A 17,910-nucleotide genomic window follows, 5' to 3' on the forward strand; every position below is an offset into this window, starting at 1 on the left:
GTGGCTGGAAATTCTGTGGCACTGCCTCACCCGAGGCGTCCGCTACGACGAAACCGTTCACCTTCGCAACCGACAACAGGCCCTCCACCCGCCGTCGGCGGCCTGAGGTTGACAGAAGGTGTCTCATACCGCCACCCCGCTCTCGCTCGACGCCACGGCCGCGCCGACCGCGCGCACCGCCTCCCGGTCCGCACAGCCGACCACCAGCATGCTCACCCCGGCCGCCGCCCATCGCCGCACTTGCGCGCGCACCTGCTCCGGCCCGCCGATGATGGTCACCTCGGACACCATCTCATCGGGCACCGCCCGCGCGGCGTCCTCCTTTCGACCGGCCCCGAACAGCCGCGTCACCTCGGCCACCACCGCGCCGTATCCCATCCTGGTGAACACGTCGGCGTGGAAGTTCATCGACGGCGCGCCCATGCCGCCGAGGTAGAGCGCGTAGGTCGGTTTGAGCCGGGCGAGTTCGGCGGCCGGGTCCTCGGTGACCACCACCGGCACGCTCACCGCGATCTCGAAGTCCGCGGCACACCGCCGCGCGCCGGGCCGGGCGAAGCCTTCCTCCAGGTACTCGCGGTAGCTCCCGGCCAGCCGCGGCGTGTAGTAGATGGCCAGCCAGCCGTCGGCGATCTCCGCGGTCTGCGCGATGTTCGCCGGGCCTTCCGCGCCGAGCCAGATCGGCAGGTCGGCGCGCAGTGGGTGGGTGATCGGCTTCAGCGGGCGGCCCAGGCCGAGGGCGCCGGAACCGGTGTAGGGCAACGGGTAGTGCGGCCCGTCGTTGCGCACCGGGGCCTCGCGGGCGAGCACCTGGCGGATGATCGAGACGTACTCCCTGGTGCGGGCAAGCGGTTTGCGGAAGGGCTGCCCGTACCAGCCCTCCACCACCTGCGGTCCGGACACGCCGAGGCCGAGGATGGCCCGGCCGCCGGAGAGGTGGTCCAGGGTGAGGGCGTGCATGGCGCAGGCGGCCGGGCTGCGCGCGGAGAGCTGGGCCACCGAGGTGCCCAGCCGGATCCGTTCGGTGCGCGAGCCCCACCATGCCAGGGGGGTGAAGGCGTCCGAACCCCAGGACTCGGCGGCGAAGACCGCGTCGAACCCGGCGCGCTCCGCCTCGGTAACGAGTTCCAGGGTGTCTGCCGGTGGTCCCGCACCCCAGTAGCCGAGCTGCAACCCAAGCCGCATAGCGCACAACCATCCTTCCGGGGTCTGCCTACGCCTACCATCTTGCCGCAAAAACGAGAACGTGTTTCACTCATTTTGTGACCGTGAGCCACGAGCCGCTCAGCGCTGAGCTTCGGGTGCAGTTCGCCTACACCCGCTCGCTCGGGCCGACGCTCGGCGCCTTCCTGACCGCCCTGCGCGAGCACCGCGTGCTGGGCGTCCGAGGCGCGGACGGACGGGTGCACGTGCCGCCGGCCGAATACGACCCGGTGACCGCCGAACCACTCACCGAGCTGGTCGAGGTGGGCAGCGCCGGGACCGTGCTGAGCTGGACCTGGCAGCCGGAACCCCTTGCCGGACAACCACTGGAGCGACCGTTCGGGTGGGCGTTGATCAGGCTGGACGGCGCGGACACCGCCCTGCTGCACGCGGTGGACGCACCCGGGCCCGGCGCGATGTCGATCGGTCTGCGGGTCCGCGCCCGCTGGGCGGCAGAACCGGTCGGCGCGATCACCGACCTGGCCTGCTTCGAACTCCTCGACATTCCCACCCCGGAACCGCCGGTGCACTCCTTCGCCGAACCGGTGCGCGGCACGGTGAGCCCGGTCGACCTTCGCTACCGGCACAGCGCTTCAGCGGCGGAAAGCGAGTTCCTGCGCGGGGTCGGGCAGGGCAGGCTGACCGGCCAGCGCTGCTCGGTGTGCACACAGGTCTACATCCCGCCGCGCGGCGCCTGCCCCACCGACGGCGTGCCGCTGTCCGGGTGGGTCGAACTGGCCGAGGAGGGCACGGTGACCAGCTTCTGCGTGGTCAACGTGCCGTTCCTGGGCCAGCGCATCAAGCCGCCGTACGTGGCCGCGTCGGTGCTGCTGGACGGCGCGGACATCCCGTTCCAGCACCTGGTGCTGGGCATCGCGCCCGAGCAGGTCCGGATGGGCCTGCGGGTGCGCGCGGTGTGGCGGCCCCGCGAGCAGTGGGGTCACACCCTGGAGAACATCGACCACTTCACCCCGACCGGCGCACCAGACGCCCCGTTCGACAGCTTCGCCCGCCACCTGTAGCCCACCACCAGCAGAGGAGCCGGCCGTGCCGGAGGTCGCCGTCGTCGGATTCGCCCAGTCCCCGGCCGTGCGCCGGACTTCGGCGTCCGGCAACGGGGTCGAACTGCTCGTGCCGCTGTTCCACCAGGTCTACGCGGACACCGGACTGTCCAAAGAGGACATCGGCTTCTGGTGTTCCGGGTCCTCGGACTACCTGGCCGGGCGGGCGTTCTCCTTCGTCTCCGCGGTGGACGCGATCGGCGCGTTCCCGCCGATCAGCGAATCACACGTGGAGATGGACGCGGCCTGGGCACTCTACGAAGCCTGGGTGCGGCTCAAGCTCGGTGAGGTGGATGTCGCACTGGTGTACGGGTTCGGCAAGTCCTCCGCCGGTGAACTGCGCCGGGTGCTTGCCCTGCAACTGGATCCGTACCTGATGACCCCGCTGTGGCCGGACTCGGTGAGCATCGCCGGGTTGCAGGCCCGCCTCGGGATGGCCCAGGGCCGGTGGAGCGAACGCGCGATGGCCGAGGTCGCCGCCCGCTCCCGCGCCGACGCGCGAGACAACCCCGAGGCGCAACTCAGCGGCACGCCAACGATTGAGGAACTCCTGGACCAGCCCTACCTCGCGGATCCGTTGCGCGCGCACGACTGCGCGCCGATCAGCGACGGCGCCGCGGTGGTGGTCCTGGCGGCCGGGGACCGGGCCCGCGAACTGTGCCCGCGACCGGCGTGGATCACCGGCCTGGAACACCGGATCGACAGCGGCCAGCTCGGCGCCCGCGACCTCACCGCCGTCCCCTCCGCGGTCGCCGCGGCCCAGGCGGCGGGCAGCGACGGAGTGCAGGTGGCCGAGCTGCACGCGCCGTTCACCCACCAGGAAATCCTGCTCCGCCAGCAACTCGGACTCGACCAGACCCGGATCAACCCCTCCGGCGGCGTGCTCGCGGGCAACCCGATGTTCGCCGCCGGACTGGCCCGGATCGGTTTGGCGGCACGGCATATCCACGCCGGTACGGCGGACCGGGTGCTGGCACACGCCACCAGTGGCCCGTGCCTGCAACAAAACCTGGTGTGCGTCATGGGGGGCGAGGACTGATGGCCCGGCTCGCGGCCGTGCTCGGCACCGGCCAGACCCACCACGCGGCCAAACGCCTGGACGTCTCCATGGCCGGACTCTGCCGCGAGGCCGTGGACCGGGCCCTGGCCGACGCCGGGGTCGAACTCGCCGACATCGACGCGATCGTGCTCGGCAAGGCGCCAGACCTGTTCGAGGGCGTCATGATGCCCGAACTGCACCTGGCCGACGCCCTGGGCGCCACCGGGAAACCGTTGCTGCGGGTGCACACCGCCGGTTCGGTCGGCGGCTCCACCGCGGTGGTCGCGGCCAGCCTGGTGCAGGCCGGGATCCACCGCCGGGTGCTCGCCGTGGCCTTCGAGAAGCAGTCCGAGTCCAACGCGATGTGGGCGCTGTCCGTGCCCACCCCGTTCGTGATGCCGGTGCACGCCGGCGCGGGCGGCTACTTCGCCCCCCACGTGCGCGCCTACATCCGGCGCGCGGGAGCGCCCGAGCACATCGGCGCGCTGGTCGCGGTCAAGGACCGCCGCAACGGCGCGCTGAACCCGCACGCGCACCTGCGGCAACCGGACATCACCCTGGAATCGGTGCAGGCCTCGCCGATGCTGTGGGACCCGATCCGCTACGACGAGACCTGCCCCTCCTCCGACGGGGCCGCCGCGATCGTCCTCGGCGACGAGACCGCGGCGCGCTCCACACCCGGAAATGTCGCCTGGGTGCACGCCACCGCGATGCGCACCGAACCGACCAGCTTCGCCGGGCGGGACCAGGTCAACCCACGCGCCGGACAGGAAGCCGCGGCCGCGTTGTGGCGGCAGGCCGGGATCACCGATCCGCTGCGCCAGATCGACGTGGCCGAGATCTACGTGCCGTTCTCCTGGTTCGAGCCGATGTGGCTGGAAAACCTCGGTTTCGCCGAGGCCGGTCAGGGCTGGAAGCTCACCGAAGCGGGCGAGACCGAACTGACCGGTCGCCTGCCAGTGAACCCCTCCGGTGGTGTTCTTTCCACCAATCCCATTGGCGCATCAGGGTTGCTGCGCTTCGCCGAGGCCGCCCGGCAGGTGCAGGGCCGCGCGGGCGCACATCAGGTCGACGGGGCGCGCACCGCGGTGGGGCACGCCTACGGCGGTGGATCGCAGTTCTTCGCACTGTGGGTGGTGGGCGCGGACAGACCGGGAGGCTGACAATGAGCACACCCGTACGACGACGGACCCTGTTCAAGGTGGCTGCGGCAGGCGCCGGAGCCGCGGTCGCCTCCGGGGCGCTCGGCCGCTTCGGCGCGCTGGCCGCCTACGGCGAAGTGCCCGCGCTGGCCGGGAAAACCGCCATCGTGGTCGGCAGCGGGTTCAGCGGGGCGGTCGCCGCGCTGCGACTCGGTCAGGCCGGGGTGCGCACCACGGTGCTCGAACGCGGCCGCCGCTGGGAGGTCAGCCCCAGCGGGGACACCTTCTGCACCATCAAGAACCCGGACTGGCGGTGCGCCTGGTTCCACGACCGGCCACCCCTGGGCCTGGACATCAACAAGAAGATCGAGCGCAAGGCCGGGCTGATCGCCACCCACGAGGGCGAGGGCATCCGGGTGCTCAGCGGTTCCGGCGTCGGCGGCGGTTCCCTGGTGATCGGCCTGTACATGCCGCAGCCACGCCGATCCGAATGGGACAAGGTCTATCCGAGTCAGCTGCCCTTCGACGAGATGGACGGCACCTACTGGCCACGCGCCAGGGAGAACCTCAAGGTCGGCTTCATCCCACCGGATGTGCAGGCGCATCCGCAGTACCGGGGCGCGCGGGCCTGGCTGGAGTACCTGGCCGAGTTCGGCAAGGAGCCGGTGCCGATCCCGTTCGCGGTGGACTGGAACGCCATTCGCGAGGAACTGCAAGGAAAACGCATCGCCTGCCACAGCATCGGCGAAGGCCCCTTCGGCAGCAACTCCGGGGCGAAGAACAGCGTGGACCGCACCTACCTGGCCCGCGCCACCGCCACCGGCAACGTGACCATCCTGGCCCAGCACGAGGTCACCGAGATCCGCGAGGTCGCCGGCCGCTACGAGGTCGTGGTCAAACTGACCAACGACAACGGCGATGTGTTGTCCACCAAGAAGATGGACGCCGACTACCTGTTCCTGGCCGCCGGATCGGTGTACTCCTCCGGGTTGATCGTCACCGCCAAGGCCAAGGGCTGGCTGCCCAAACTCAACGAGCAGATCGGCAAGGGCTGGGGCAACAACGGCGACTTCCTGGTGCTGCGGATGACCCTGCGCAAGGACGTCGGCTTCGACCAGGGCGGGCCGGGCAACGTCAAGTTCTTCGACGACAAGAACCCGTTCGCGCCGACCTCGATGGCCTGGGAAGCCGCGCCCGTGCCCAACATCCTCAACGTCGCCTCCACCACGCACCTGATCACCTCGGTCACCCCGGAACGCGGCGAGGTGCGCTACGACCCGGCCACCGGCGGCGGCAAGGTGTACTGGCCCTACGGTGTGATGGAAACCCTGGGCGAGAAGGCCGGTCGCGACCTGGCCACCCGGTTCTGGTGGGAGACCGAGGGCAAGAAGGGCTTCCTGTTCAACGGATTGCCCAACTACGACCGCGGCACCGCGCACGGATTGGGCGCCCGCAACACCTATCACCCGCTCGGCGGACTGGTGATGGGCCAGGCCACCGAGTTCACCGGGCAGCTCAAGGGATATCCCGGCCTGTACTGCGTGGACGGCGCCCTGCTGCCCGGCTCCACCTGCCTGGCCAACCCCTCGCTGACCATCACCGCCAACGCGGAACGCTGTCTGGACCTGTTCCTGGCCAACGCGATCAAGGGAGCGACGCGGTGAAGTTCACCTGCGCGGTGGCGATGAGTCCGATCGAGCAGTTGCCCGAACTCGCGCGCACCGCCGAGGAATGCGGGTTCGCCAGTATCGCGCTGCCGGACTCGCTGTTCTTCTCCGAACAGGTCTCCGCCGACTACCCCTACACCCCCGACGGCAACCGGTTCTGGACCGAGGACACGCCGTGGGCCGACCCGATGGTGGCCGCCGCCGCGATGGGCGCGGTCACCTCCCGGATCGGCTTCTACACCCAGGTGCTCAAACTCGGTTCGCGCAACCCGGTGCTGCTGGCCCGGCAGGTCGGCTCGGCGGCGGTGCTCACCGGCAACCGGTTCGGGCTCGGCGTCGGACTCGGCTGGTCACCGGAAGAGTTCGAGTGGTGCGGAACGTCCTATGTGGACAGAGGTCCGCGCGGGGACGAGGCGATCGAGGTGCTCAAGCTGATCCTGCGCGGCGGCATGGTCGAGTACCACGGCGAGCACTACCGGTTCGGCAAACTGCGGATGAGTCCGGCGCCGACCAAGCCGGTGCCCATCTACGTCGGCGGCCACAGCGGACCAGGACTGCGGCGGGCCGCACGGGTCGGCGACGGCTGGACCTCGGCGATGATGAGCTTCGCGGACCTCAAAACCACCATCGCCCGGCTGGCCGAACTGCGCGCCGGTTACGGCCGCGCCGAGGAACCCTTCGAGATCCAGGCGGTCTGCGTTGACCGGTTCGGCCTGGAGGGCTACCGGGAACAGGCCGCGATCGGCGTCACCGACGCGATCACCATGCCCTGGATCATGGACGGGGTGCCCTTCGACGGGCCGCTGTCGGCCAAACAGGACTCGATGCGCAAGTTCGCCGAGACGATCATCGCCAAACTGTGAGGAGCGCTGGATGACGGTCACCTGGACCGCCCCCGACGGCGAGCACCCGGCGCGGGCGGCCTCGATCCGCTCGATGACCGCGGTCGCCGCCGGGGACAAGGAGGGCTGGCTCGCGCTGTGGGCCGAGGACGCCGTGGTGGAGGACCCGGTCGGGCCGTCGATCTTCGACCAGACCGGCAAGGGCCACCACGGCCGGGCGGCCATCGGCGCGTTCTGGGACCTCACCATCGGGCAGATGGCCCGGATGGAGTTCGCCATCACCGACTCCTTCGCCAGCGGGGACGAGGTGGCCAACGTGGGCACCATCTCGGCCATCGCCGCTGATGGCACCCGCATCGACACCGACGGCGTGTTCGTCTACCGGGTCGGCGAGGACGGCCTGCTCCGGTCCCTGCGGGCGTTCTGGGAACTCGACCGGGCCTTGTCCACTGTCAGCAAACAGGAAGGTTGAGCACCGCCCAGCCCCGATATGATGCGAGTGCATGACAACATGCGACCAAGCAGCTTCGGGGGTGGGCGTGACCCAGATCCACGGCACGGTGGCACCAGGTTTCGAGCCGGTGCGCGATGCCTTCCTGACCAACTTCACCGACGGCGGCGACGTCGGCGCCGCGGTCACCGTGTACCAGCGCGGACAGAAGGTCGTCGACCTGTGGGGCGGCGTGGCCGACGTCGACACCGGCCGCGCGTGGGACCAGGACACCATCCAGCTGGTCTTCTCCACCAGCAAGGGCGTCACCGCGACCATCGCGCACCTGCTGGTCCAGCGCGGGGAGCTGGACCTGGACGCGCCGGTGGCCCAGTACTGGCCGGAGTTCGCCGCCGCGGGCAAGCAGGACATCCCGGTGCGCTGGCTGCTCTCCCACCAGGCCGGGCTGGCCGTGCCGGAGAAGCGGTTCCCCCTCGCTTGGCTGGCCGAATGGGACCCGATCGTCGAGCAGCTCGCCGCGCAGCAGCCCAACTGGGAGCCCGGCACCGCGCACGGCTACCACGGGGTCACCTACGGCTGGCTGGTCGGCGAGGTCATCCGCCGCGCCACCGGGCGCACCGTCGGCACGATCCTGGCCGAGGACGTGGCCAAGCCGCTGGGATTGGACCTGTGGATCGGCCTGCCCAAGGAGCAGGAACCGCGGGTGGGCAAGTTCATCGAGCCCGACCTGTCCGTCCCGCCGCCGGCGCTGGACACCCTGCCGCCGCACATCGCCACGATGCTGGCCGCCTTCAGCGACCCGAACTCCTTCACCATGCGCGCGCTGAACGTGATGGCCGACCCGATGCCGCCCAACAGCCCGGAACTGCGCGCCGCCGAGGTGCCCGCGGTCAGCGCGATCGGCACCGCGGACGCCTTCGCCCGGCTCTACGCGAGCACGGTCGGCGAGGTCGACGGCGTCCGGTTGCTCACCAGGGAGACCGTGGACCGGGCCCGGACACTCCAGGCGTACGGCCCGGACAAGGTGGTCTTGATACCGGCCGCCTGGGGCCTGGGCTACATGACCGGCGCGACCCCCGAGGGGGTCACCCCGACGATCAACCTGCTCGGGCCGGGCACGTTCGGGCACGGCGGCTACGGCGGTTCGCTGGCCCTCGGCGATGTGGACCATCAGATCGGCTTCGGCTACGTGATGAACAAAATCCAGAGTGGACTGACTGGCGAGGGCGCCACCGCCGGCCGGCTGGTCGAGGCGCTCAAGGGCGTGCTGGCGGGTTGAGTTCCCGCGAACCGGCGGTGTGCGGGTGACCGTGCGCCGCCGGTACGCGTTGCGCGAACGGGGTGCGGGTGATGGTCGAGGTGCACGGCACGGTGGCGCCCGGATTCGAGGCGGTGCGCGAGGTGTTCGCGCGCAACTTCACCGAGGGCGGCGAACTCGGCGCGGCGGTGTGCGTGTACCGGCATGGACGGAAGATCGTCGACCTCTGGGGCGGGATCGCGGACGACCGCACCGGACGGCCGTGGCAGCGGGAGACCCTGCAGCTGGTGTACTCGGTCAGCAAGGGCGTCACCGCGATACTGGCGCACCTGCTGGTCGAACGCGGCGAGCTGGACCTGGACGCGCCGGTGGCCCGGTACTGGCCGGAGTTCGCCGCCGCGGGCAAACAGGACATTCCGGTGCGCTGGCTGCTGTCGCACCAGGCCGGATTGCCCGCGCTGGACGAGCGGTTCCCGGTGGCGGAGGTGGCCGAGTGGGACCGGGTGGTGGCCCGGCTGGCGGCGCAGAAACCCTGGTGGACACCGGGATCCGGGCAGGGTTACCACGCGTGGACCTTCGGCTGGCTGGTCGGCGAGGTGATCCGGCGGGTCACCGGACGCGGCTTTGGCGAGGTGTTCGCCGCGGAGATCGCCGATCGGGTGGGCGCGGAGGTGTGGTTCGGACTGCCCGCCGAACTGGAGCCGCGGGTGTCCCGGATCGTGTCCGCGCCGCCGCCGCGCGCGGCCGTAACGCCACCGGCCGACCTGCCCGAGTCAACGCGGAAACTCCTTGCCGAGTACGACGATCCGGATTCGCTGATCATGCGGTCGTTTGACCTGACCACCACGACGCTGACTCCGAACACCCGGTTGATGCACGCGGCGGAGATCCCGGCCGCCGCCGGGATCGGCACCGCCGAGGGGTTCGCCCGGCTGTACGCGGCCACTGTGGGCGAGGTGGACGGAGTGCGTTTGCTGGCACCGGAAACGGTGGAACGGGCACGGGCCACCCAGACCGCGGGGCTGGACCGGGTGCTGGTCAAACCGGCCCGCTGGGCGCTGGGGTTCATCCCGCAAGGGCAGCTGCCCGGTGAGGTGACCATGCTGGGGCCGGGGTCGTTCGGGCACGACGGACACGGCGGATCCCTGGCCTTCGGCGATGTCGAGCACGGAATCGGGTTCGCCTACGTGATGAACCGGCTCCAGCACGCCACGCCCGGCGGCGGCTGTTCCGGACGCCTCGTCACGGCGTTGCGGACCGCGCTGGGTCAGTAGGCGACCGGGAACTCCTTGATCCCGTTGAGCCAGCCCGAACGCAGCCGCCGCGGCTCACCGGCCTTGCGGATGTCGGGCAGGTGGTCGGCGATGGCGTTGAAGATGAGGTCGATCTCCAGCCGGGCCAGGCTGGCGCCCAGGCAGAAGTGCGCGCCGCTGCCGCCGAAACCCAGGTGCGGGTTGGGATCGCGGGTGATGTCGAAGCGCTCCGGGTGGCTGAAGACGTCCTCGTCGAAGTTGGCCGAACTGTAGAACATGCCGATCCGGTCGCCGGATTTCACCGGCACCCCACCGATTTCGGTGTCCGCGGTGGCGGTGCGCTGGAAGGAGACCACCGGGGTGGCCCAGCGCACGATCTCATCCGCGGTGGTCTTGGGGCGCTCGGCCTTGTACAGCTCCCACTGTTCCGGGTTGTCCAGGAAGGCCATCATGCCGTGCGTGATCGCGTTGCGGGTGGTCTCGTTCCCGGCCACCGCCAGCAGGATGACGAAGAAGCCGAACTCGTCGGCGGAGAGCGAGTCACCGTCCACATCGGCCTGGACCAGCTTGGTCACGATGTCGGGCATCGGGCACTTCTTGCGTTCCTCGGCCATGTTCATCGAGTAGGCCAGGATCTGCGCCGCGGCCATGGCCGAGTCGGTCTGGAACTCCGGATCGTCGTAGCCGATCATCTCGTTGGACCAGTCGAAGATCTTGCGCCGGTCTTCTTGGGGCACGCCGAGCAGTTCGGCGATGGCCTGCAACGGAAGTTCGCAGGCGATGTCGGTGACGAAGTCGCCTGCCCCGTCGGTGCGCGCGGCCTCGACGATGCGGTGCGCGCGTTCAGCGAGGGCGTCCCGGAGTCCGGCGATGGCGCGCACGGAGAAGCCGCGGGAGACGATACCGCGCAACTTGGTGTGCTCGGGCGGATCCTGGTTGAGCATGATGAGTCGTTGCAGGTCAAGCTGTTCCCTGGTCATGTCCGAGCCGAACCGGATGATCGCGGTGTTGGCGGAGCTGGAGAACAGGCGGCTGTCCAGGGAGACCCGTTTGACCTCGGCGTGCCTGCTCACCACCCAGTAACCCTGATCAGGGAAGCCGTCCCGCCCCGGCGGTTTGGCGTTCCAGAACACCGGAGAGGTCCGCCGCAGCTCGGCGAACTCCTCGATGGGCAGCCGCTGCGCGTACACGTCGGGGTCGGTGAAGTCGAAACCCCGGGGAAGTTGGGGCAGGGCCATGGCTGTCCTCCGTGCTCACACACCGATGTGGAACAGGTTCTACTGGATTCAAACACGGGACCCGCGTTGAGTGAAGGGTGTTCACTGAGTCTTACCAACCTCACTGAAACATGTTCTACTCATACCAGTGGCTACTGATCCACGGTGAGGAGTTCCCATGGGCGACCCGGTCATCGTCGGCGCGGTGCGCACACCGATCGGGCGGCGCGGCGGCTGGTTGTCCGGGGTGCACGCGGCGGAGTTGCTGGGCGTGGCGCTGCGCGGGGTGTTGGCCCGGGTGGCGGTACCCGCGGCGGAGGTGGACCAAGTAGCGGCCGGGTGCGTGACCCAGGCGGGCGAGCAGGCGGGCAACATCGCGCGCAACGCCTGGCTGCACGCGGGCCTGCCGGAGACCACCGGCTGCTTCACCTTGGACGCCCAGTGCGGGTCGGCCCAGCACGCGGCGCATCTGGTGGCGGCGCAGATCGCGGCGGGCGCTATCCAGGTGGGCATTGCCTGCGGGGTGGAGGCGATGAGCCGGGTTCCGTTACGCAGCAACATGAACGGACCAACCGGGAGGCCGCGCCCGTCATCCTGGGACCTTGACCTGCCGAACCAGTTCGAGGCAGCGGAACGGATCGCGGCGCGCCGCGGGCTGACCCGGCGGGACCTGGACGAGTTCGGGATGCGGTCGCAGTTGCTGGCACAGCAGGCCTGGGCGGGTGGCCGGTTCGACCGGGAGCTGGTGCCGGTGCAGCTTTCCGAGGCGGTGCAGCGGGATCAGGGGTTGCGGGAGAGCAGCGCGGAGGCACTGGCCGGGTTGAAACCGGTGCTGGACGGCGGGTTGCACACGGCGGCCACCGCCTCGCAGATCTCGGACGGGGCCGCGGCGGTGCTCATCATGGATTCGGGGCGAGCGACGGAACTCGGCATCGCGCCGCGGGCCCGGATCCGCGCCCAGTGCCTGATCGGCGCGGAGACCTACTACCACCTGGACGGCCCAGTGCGGGCCACCGAACGGTTGTTGACCCTGGCCGGGATGGGACTGGCGGATGTGGACCTGGTGGAGGTGAACGAGGCTTTCGCGGCGGTGCCGCTGTCCTGGTTGAGCGTGTACGGGGCGGCCGCGGACCGGTTGAACGTCAACGGTGGCGCGATCGCGCTGGGGCATCCGGTGGGCAGCACCGGGGCCCGGCTGCTGACCACGGCGCTGCACGAGCTGGAACGGCGGGACGCGACCACCGCCTTGATCACCATGTGCGCCGGCGGAGCCATGGCCACCGGCACGATCCTGGAGCGAGTTGCCTGATCGAGCCACCCCACCCCACGTCGAGTTGGCCCAAGTCGTACGCCTAGTTGGCCCAACTGGTACGCCCACTTTGGCCAACTCGACGGATGTGGGTGGCGGGGTCAGGTTCCGTAGGCCGGGGTTGGTGGCGGGCTGGCGGCGAGCAGGCGCTTGACCGCGTCGCCGACCTCCGCCACCGGCCAGCGCGATCCCCGGTCAAGGAACGGGCCGTGCCGCCAGCCGTCCGCGACGCTGATCCGCCCGCCCTCGACCTCGAACATCCGGCCGGTCACCTCACCGGACTGTTCGCTGCCCAGCCACACCACCAGCGGCGAGACGTTCTCCGGCGCCATCGCGTCGAACTCGGTTTCCGTTGGCGCGGCCATGGTTTCGGCGAACGCCAGTTCGGTCATCCGGGTCCGGGCGGCCGGGGCGATCGCGTTCACCGTGACCCCGTACCGGGCGAGTTCGGCCGCGGCGACCGCGGTCAGCCCGGCGATCCCGGCCTTGGCCGCGGAGTAGTTGCCCTGGCCCACGCTGCCCAGTAATCCCGCGCCGGAACTGGTGTTGACCACCCTGGCCTGGATCGGCCTGCCCGCCCGGTGTTCGGAGCGCCAGTAGGCCGCCGCGTGCCGCAGTGGGGCCATGTGGCCCTTGAGGTGCACCCGGATCACCGCGTCCCACTCGTGTTCCTCCATGTTGACCAGCATCCGGTCGCGGAGGAAACCGGCGTTGTTCACCAGGACGTCCAACTGGCCGAAGGATTCCACCGCCGATCGGATCAGTCGCAGCGCGCCCTGCCAGTCCGCGACGTCCTCGGTGTTGGCCACCGCCTGACCGCCCAGGGCGATGATCTCGTTGACCACAGACTGAGCGGGACTGGTGTCGGCGCCCAGGCCGTTGAGCGAGACCCCGGCGTCGTTGACCACCACCCGGGCGCCTGCCTCGGCGAAGGCGAGTGCGTGCGCGCGCCCCAGGCCACGGCCGGCGCCGGTGATGATGACGACGCGGTTGTGGCACAGCGGGGTCATGGGGCCTCCCGGGAGGTGCTTGCCGACAGGAAGGCCGGTGACTCACCTCCGCCGTGCACCGGGAGCGTAGCGCCGCTGACGTAGGAGGCGAGGGGGGAGGCCAGGAATACCGCGCAGGAACCGATTTCCGCCGGGTCGGCGAGTCGGCCGAGCGGGACCGTGCGGCCCACCGCGGCGATGCCGGCCTCGTCGCCGTAGTGCAGGTGGGAGAGTTCGGTGCGCACCATGCCCACGGCCAGGGCGTTCACCCGCACCTTGGGCGCCCATTCGACGGCCAGGGTGGCGGTGAGGTTGTCGATCCCGGCCTTGGCCGCGCCGTAGGCCGCTGTTCCCGGACTCGGCCGTCGGCCGCTGACACTGCTGATCATCACGATCGCGCCTCCGCTGTCCTGGTCCTGCATCACCCGGTTGGCGGCCTGGGATACGAGCAGCGGGGCGAGGAGGTTCAGTTCGACCACCTTGGCGTGGAACCGGGGCGAGACCTCGGCGGCCATCGCGAACGGCGCGCCGCCGGCGTTGTTGACCAGGATGTCCAGGCGGCCGTGGGTCTGGATGATGGTGTCGACCAGGGTGTCGACCTGGGCTGGGTCGCGGACGTCGCAGGGCAGGTGCTCGGGTGCGCGGCCTGCTTCCTCGATCGGCTGATCGGGTGGCCTGCGGGCGCAGGTGACGACGGTGGCGCCGGCGGCGAGGAAAGCCCGGGTGATACCCGCGCCCACGCCACGAACACCACCGGTGATGAGAACTACTCGACCGTCCAGTGAAAGGTCCACCGCCACCTCCGGGGCTAGGCCGGGCGCCGGGCTTGCTGTTAACGTACCAAGCAATCGCTAGGTTTGGAAGAAGGCGCCATGGGCATCACCCGGAACGCGGCCGAGACCTCGATATCCGTTGTGACACTGGACTTTCCGCCGGTCAACGCGTTGCCCGCGCAGGCTTGGCACGACCTGGCCGACACCATCACCGAGGCGGGCCGCGACCCGGCCACGCACGTGCTGGTGCTGCGGGCGGAGGGGCGCGGGTTCTGCGCGGGGGTGGATCTCAAGGAACTCCAGGCCGATCCGGACCGGGCGGCGATCATCGGGGTGAACCGGGGGTGTGCGGCGGCGTTCGGGGCGGTCTACGACTGTCCGGTGCCGGTGGTGGTGGCGGTGCAGGGGTTCTGCCTGGGCGGCGGGATCGGCCTGGTGGGCAACGCCGACATCGTGGTGGCGGCCGAGGACGCGAGTTTCGGTTTGCCGGAGGTGGATCGCGGGGCGTTGGGGGCGGCCACGCATCTGGCGCGGCTGGTGCCGCAGCACCTGATGCGGGCGTTGTACTTCACCGCCTCGCGGATCGACGCGCGGGCGTTGCTGCACCACGGCTCGGTGTACCGGGTGGTGCCGGAGGCCGAGCTGGACGAGGCGGCCCTGTCCGTGGCGCGGGAGGTCGCGGCCAAGGATCCGCGGGTGATCCGGCGGGCCAAGGAGGCGATCAACGGCATTGATCCGCAGCCGGTGCACCGGAGTTACCGCTACGAACAGGGATTCACCTTCGAGCTGAACCTGACCGGGGCGGCGGATGAGGCCCGACAGGCTTTCCTTGACCGCGGTTGAACGGGAGGATCACCATGCGGGACAAGCGGATGACCGCGCGGGACGTGGTCGCCGAGCTGGCCGACGGGATGACCATCGGGATCGGCGGCTGGGGATCGCGGCGCAAGCCGATGGCGCTGGTCGAGGCGATCCTGCGGTCACCGTTGCGGGAGCTGACCGTGGTGTCCTACGGCGGCCCGGACCTGGGCATGCTGTGCGCGGCGGGCAAGGTGCGCAAGGCGGTCTACGGATTCGTCTCACTGGACACCATTCCGTACGACCCGTGGTTCCAGCAGGTGCGCCAGCGCGGCGGGATTCAAGTGTCCGAAGTGGACGAAGGCATGTTGCAGACCGGGTTGCGCGCGGCCGGGCACCGGCTGCCGTTCCTGCCGATCCGGGCCGGACTGGCCTCCGATGTGCTGCGGGTCAATCCTGAGCTACGCCTGGTCGAATGCCCTTACACCGGGGAGAAACTGGTCGCCATGCCCGCGCTGCCCCTGGATGTCGCGCTGGTGCACCTCAACCTCGCCGACCCGCACGGCAACGCCCGCTACCTCGGCCCGGACCCCTACTTCGACGACCTGTTCTGCCTGGCCGCCGCCCGCCGCTACGTCTCCTGCGAACGGATCGTGGACACCGCCGACCTCATCGCCGCAGGGCCGCCACAGGGCTTGCTGCTCAACCGGATGATGGTGGACGGGGTGATCGAGGCGCCCGGCGGCGCGGGCTTCACCAGCTGCGTGCCCGACTACGACCGGGACGAGAACCGGCAGCGCGCCTACGCCAACGCGGCTCGCGAGCAATCCTGGGAGTCCTTTGTGGACAGCTATCTGCGGGAGGACTGAGATGACCGCGACCAGGGCCGAGGTGTGCGTGGCCGCCTGCGCCGACCTGTTCCGCGACGACGGCGAGATCCTGGCCAGCCCCATGGGCCTGATCCCCACCCTGGGCGCCCGGCTGGCCCGGCTGACCACCGCCCCGGAGTTGTTGCTCAGTGACGGCGAGGCCACCCTGCTCGCCGGGACGCCTGCCCTCGGCGAGTCCGCGCCCGCCGAGGGCTGGCTGCCCTACCGCCAGGTCTTCGACGTGGTCGCGCACGGCCGCCGGCACGTGATCATGGGCGCGAATCAGCTGGACCGGCACGGCAACCAGAACATCTCCTGCATCGGCCCGCACGAACAGCCCACCCGGCAACTGCTCGGCGTGCGCGGCGCCCCCGGCAACACGGTCAACCACCGCACCAGCTACTGGGTGCGGCGGCACAGCGAACGCGTGTTCGTCCCGGCCGTGGACCTGGTCTCCGGCGTGGGCACCGACCGCGATCCCGGCCGCTTCCACGACCTGCACCGGGTGGTCACCAACCTGGCCGTGCTCGACTTCACCGGCCCGGACGGCACCCTGCGGCTGCGCTCGGTGCACCCCGGCGTCACCGTCGAGGAAGTACTGGAACAGACCGGATTCCCGTTGCACACCACCGGTCACATCGAGACCCGGCGACCAGATGAGCGCGAACTGGCGCTGATCCGGCAACTGGACCCGCAGGCCCGGCGCGACCGCGAGGTGCCGTGATGGAGACCGCGCTCACCCGCCTGGTCGGCGTGCGGCACCCGGTGGTGCAGACCGGCATGGGCTGGGTGGCCGGACCCCGGCTGGTCTCGGCCACCGCCAACGCGGGCGGGCTGGGCATCCTCGCCTCCGCCACCATGACCTTGACCGAGCTGGAGCACGCGATCCGGGAAACCCGGTCCCGCACCGGCAATCCGTTCGGCGTCAACCTGCGCGCCGACGCGCACGATGCCGCGGCCCGGGTGGACCTGCTGATCCGCGAACAGGTCCGGGTCGCCTCCTTCGCCCTGGCCCCGAAACCCGAGCTGATCACGAAGCTCAAGGCGGCCGGGATCGTGGTGATCCCCTCGGTGGGCGCGGCCCGGCACGCGCGCAAAGTCGCGGACTGGGGCGCGGACGCGGTGCTGGTGCAGGGCAACGAGGGCGGCGGCCACACCGGCGGCATCGCCACCACCCTGCTGCTGCCCGCCGTGGTCGACGCGGTGGACCTGCCGGTGATCGCCGCCGGCGGCTTCTTCGACGGCCGTGGCCTCGCGGCAGCACTCTGCTACGGCGCGGCAGGCATCGCCATGGGCACCCGGTTCCTGCTCACCCACGAAAGCCCGGTCCCGGACGCGGTCAAACAACGCTACCTCGCGCACGACCTCAACGGCACCGTGGTGACACACAAGGTCGACGGCCTGCCACACCGGGTGCTGCGCACCGAACTGGTGGACCGCCTGGAACACAACGGAAACCTGCGCGGCCTGCTCCGCGCCCTGGCCAACGCCCGCCGCTTCCGCCGCCTCACCGGCCAGCCATGGCCCACCCTGATCCGCGAGGGAATCACCTTACGCCGCCACAAAAAACTGAGCTGGGCGCAAACCATCATGGCCGCCAACACGCCCATGCTGTTGCGCGCCGGTCTCGTCCAGGGCGACCCCGCCGCCGGAGTGCTCGCCTCCGGCCAGGTCGTCGGCCTCCTCGAAGACCTCCCAACCTGCGCCCACCTCATCAAAAACCTGGTCACCGAAGCCGAAGAGGTCCTACGCCGCAACAACCCCAGCTAACCACCCACCCGCACCGTGTTGGCCGTTGTCGTACGGTGTGTTGGCCGAACTGGACGGTGTGTTGGCCGATGTGGACGGTGTGTTGGCCGTTATGGGCGAGGTGTTGGCCGATTGGCGTACCAGTTCGGCCAACACCGTGTACGACAAGGCGGTTTCTAGGGGTCGTTGCGTGACCTGACCCCCCAGGACACCCAATGACCTTCTCCATCCGCCTCGACCGCACCCCGCACGGCTCAGCACCACTGCTGGCCGAACGAGCCGAGTACTTTCGG

General features: G+C 70.3%; 17 protein-coding genes. 13 read left to right on the plus strand and 4 right to left on the minus strand.

All coding sequences use genetic code 11. The features are described 5' to 3' along the window. Positions 1-123 precede the first annotated feature (123 nt). Complete coding sequence (locus ACTOWY_RS44275) at positions 124-1,182, minus strand: LLM class F420-dependent oxidoreductase (protein WP_441315603.1); 1,059 nt, start codon at positions 1,180-1,182, stop codon at positions 124-126. An 83-nt stretch (positions 1,183-1,265) separates the two neighbouring features. Between ACTOWY_RS44275 and ACTOWY_RS44280 the strand changes: the two genes are divergently transcribed. The 8 genes from ACTOWY_RS44280 (at position 1,266) to ACTOWY_RS44315 (ending at position 9,934) form a co-directional block, all read left to right on the plus strand. Continuing rightward, on the plus strand, positions 1,266-2,222 hold the full coding sequence (locus tag ACTOWY_RS44280) for a Zn-ribbon domain-containing OB-fold protein (protein ID WP_441315604.1): 957 nt from the start codon (positions 1,266-1,268) through the stop codon (positions 2,220-2,222). Between the two features lie 25 nt (positions 2,223-2,247). After that, the gene (locus tag ACTOWY_RS44285) at positions 2,248-3,300 is read left to right on the plus strand and encodes a thiolase domain-containing protein (protein WP_441315605.1); all 1,053 of its coding nucleotides are present in this window, start codon (positions 2,248-2,250) and stop codon (positions 3,298-3,300) included. Then, positions 3,300-4,463, plus strand: a complete 1,164-nt coding sequence (locus tag ACTOWY_RS44290; protein WP_441315606.1) for a thiolase domain-containing protein — start codon at positions 3,300-3,302, stop codon at positions 4,461-4,463. The genes ACTOWY_RS44285 and ACTOWY_RS44290 overlap by 1 nt, the downstream gene beginning before the upstream one ends. A 2-nt stretch (positions 4,464-4,465) precedes the next feature. Beyond that, positions 4,466-6,106, plus strand: coding sequence for a GMC family oxidoreductase N-terminal domain-containing protein (locus ACTOWY_RS44295; RefSeq protein WP_441315607.1), 1,641 nt, complete (start codon positions 4,466-4,468; stop codon positions 6,104-6,106). Continuing rightward, positions 6,103-6,972 (plus strand): TIGR03619 family F420-dependent LLM class oxidoreductase, encoded by an 870-nt coding sequence (locus tag ACTOWY_RS44300; RefSeq protein WP_441315608.1) that lies wholly within the window; start codon positions 6,103-6,105, stop codon positions 6,970-6,972. The genes ACTOWY_RS44295 and ACTOWY_RS44300 overlap by 4 nt, the downstream gene beginning before the upstream one ends. Positions 6,973-6,982: 10 nt before the next feature. After that, positions 6,983-7,423, plus strand: coding sequence for a nuclear transport factor 2 family protein (locus ACTOWY_RS44305; protein WP_441315609.1), 441 nt, complete (start codon positions 6,983-6,985; stop codon positions 7,421-7,423). Between the two features lie 67 nt (positions 7,424-7,490). After that, complete coding sequence (locus ACTOWY_RS44310; RefSeq protein WP_441315610.1) at positions 7,491-8,681, plus strand: serine hydrolase domain-containing protein; 1,191 nt, start codon at positions 7,491-7,493, stop codon at positions 8,679-8,681. 71 nt (positions 8,682-8,752) lie between these two features. Further along, positions 8,753-9,934 (plus strand): serine hydrolase domain-containing protein, encoded by a 1,182-nt coding sequence (locus ACTOWY_RS44315; protein WP_441315611.1) that lies wholly within the window; start codon positions 8,753-8,755, stop codon positions 9,932-9,934. On the opposite strand, the gene ACTOWY_RS44320 is transcribed toward ACTOWY_RS44315, so the two are convergent. Then, positions 9,928-11,151: a cytochrome P450 gene (locus tag ACTOWY_RS44320; protein ID WP_441315612.1), complete on the minus strand. Its 1,224-nt coding sequence runs from the start codon at positions 11,149-11,151 to the stop codon at positions 9,928-9,930. The genes ACTOWY_RS44315 and ACTOWY_RS44320 overlap by 7 nt on opposite strands. A 157-nt stretch (positions 11,152-11,308) precedes the next feature. On the opposite strand from ACTOWY_RS44320, the gene ACTOWY_RS44325 reads away from it, so the two are divergent. Continuing rightward, a complete protein-coding gene (locus tag ACTOWY_RS44325; protein WP_441315613.1) occupies positions 11,309-12,439 on the plus strand; it encodes a steroid 3-ketoacyl-CoA thiolase in 1,131 nt (376 codons plus the stop codon). 101 nt (positions 12,440-12,540) lie between these two features. Here ACTOWY_RS44325 and ACTOWY_RS44330 read toward each other — a convergent pair whose 3' ends face one another. Continuing rightward, positions 12,541-13,449 (minus strand): SDR family oxidoreductase, encoded by a 909-nt coding sequence (locus ACTOWY_RS44330; protein ID WP_441315614.1) that lies wholly within the window; start codon positions 13,447-13,449, stop codon positions 12,541-12,543. After that, positions 13,446-14,228, minus strand: coding sequence for an SDR family oxidoreductase (locus ACTOWY_RS44335; RefSeq protein ID WP_441315615.1), 783 nt, complete (start codon positions 14,226-14,228; stop codon positions 13,446-13,448). The genes ACTOWY_RS44330 and ACTOWY_RS44335 overlap by 4 nt, the downstream gene beginning before the upstream one ends. Before the next feature lie 72 nt (positions 14,229-14,300). Between ACTOWY_RS44335 and ACTOWY_RS44340 the strand changes: the two genes are divergently transcribed. The 4 genes from ACTOWY_RS44340 to ACTOWY_RS44355 are packed head-to-tail and all read left to right on the plus strand — an operon-like array spanning position 14,301 to position 17,638. After that, positions 14,301-15,044: an enoyl-CoA hydratase family protein gene (locus ACTOWY_RS44340; RefSeq protein ID WP_441315616.1), complete on the plus strand. Its 744-nt coding sequence runs from the start codon at positions 14,301-14,303 to the stop codon at positions 15,042-15,044. Positions 15,045-15,058: 14 nt separating this feature from the next. Next, a complete protein-coding gene (locus ACTOWY_RS44345; protein WP_441315617.1) occupies positions 15,059-15,868 on the plus strand; it encodes a CoA transferase subunit A in 810 nt (269 codons plus the stop codon). Position 15,869: 1 nt separating this feature from the next. Then, complete coding sequence (locus tag ACTOWY_RS44350; RefSeq protein ID WP_441315618.1) at positions 15,870-16,592, plus strand: CoA-transferase subunit beta; 723 nt, start codon at positions 15,870-15,872, stop codon at positions 16,590-16,592. Then, complete coding sequence (locus ACTOWY_RS44355) at positions 16,592-17,638, plus strand: NAD(P)H-dependent flavin oxidoreductase (RefSeq protein ID WP_441315619.1); 1,047 nt, start codon at positions 16,592-16,594, stop codon at positions 17,636-17,638. Before ACTOWY_RS44350 ends, ACTOWY_RS44355 begins: the two co-directional genes overlap by 1 nt. The last annotated feature ends 272 nt before the right edge of the window (positions 17,639-17,910 follow it).

It is taken from the genome of Crossiella sp. CA198, assembly GCF_052078295.1.
Lineage (GTDB): Bacteria > Actinomycetota > Actinomycetes > Mycobacteriales > Pseudonocardiaceae > Crossiella.

Bases quoted from the DNA above. Each gene is read 5' to 3' on its own strand.
- ACTOWY_RS44275 (WP_441315603.1), bottom strand. From the start codon at position 1,182: ATGCGGCTTGGGTTGCAGCTCGGCTACTGGGGTGCGGGACCACCGGCA.
- ACTOWY_RS44290 (WP_441315606.1), top strand. From the start codon at position 3,300: ATGGCCCGGCTCGCGGCCGTGCTCGGCACCGGCCAGACCCACCACGCG.
- ACTOWY_RS44295 (WP_441315607.1), top strand. From the start codon at position 4,466: ATGAGCACACCCGTACGACGACGGACCCTGTTCAAGGTGGCTGCGGCA.
- ACTOWY_RS44305 (WP_441315609.1), top strand. From the start codon at position 6,983: ATGACGGTCACCTGGACCGCCCCCGACGGCGAGCACCCGGCGCGGGCG.
- ACTOWY_RS44315 (WP_441315611.1), top strand. From the start codon at position 8,753: ATGGTCGAGGTGCACGGCACGGTGGCGCCCGGATTCGAGGCGGTGCGC.
- ACTOWY_RS44320 (WP_441315612.1), bottom strand. From the start codon at position 11,151: ATGGCCCTGCCCCAACTTCCCCGGGGTTTCGACTTCACCGACCCCGAC.
- ACTOWY_RS44325 (WP_441315613.1), top strand. From the start codon at position 11,309: ATGGGCGACCCGGTCATCGTCGGCGCGGTGCGCACACCGATCGGGCGG.
- ACTOWY_RS44330 (WP_441315614.1), bottom strand. From the start codon at position 13,449: ATGACCCCGCTGTGCCACAACCGCGTCGTCATCATCACCGGCGCCGGC.
- ACTOWY_RS44340 (WP_441315616.1), top strand. From the start codon at position 14,301: ATGGGCATCACCCGGAACGCGGCCGAGACCTCGATATCCGTTGTGACA.
- ACTOWY_RS44345 (WP_441315617.1), top strand. From the start codon at position 15,059: ATGCGGGACAAGCGGATGACCGCGCGGGACGTGGTCGCCGAGCTGGCC.
- ACTOWY_RS44350 (WP_441315618.1), top strand. From the start codon at position 15,870: ATGACCGCGACCAGGGCCGAGGTGTGCGTGGCCGCCTGCGCCGACCTG.
- ACTOWY_RS44355 (WP_441315619.1), top strand. From the start codon at position 16,592: ATGGAGACCGCGCTCACCCGCCTGGTCGGCGTGCGGCACCCGGTGGTG.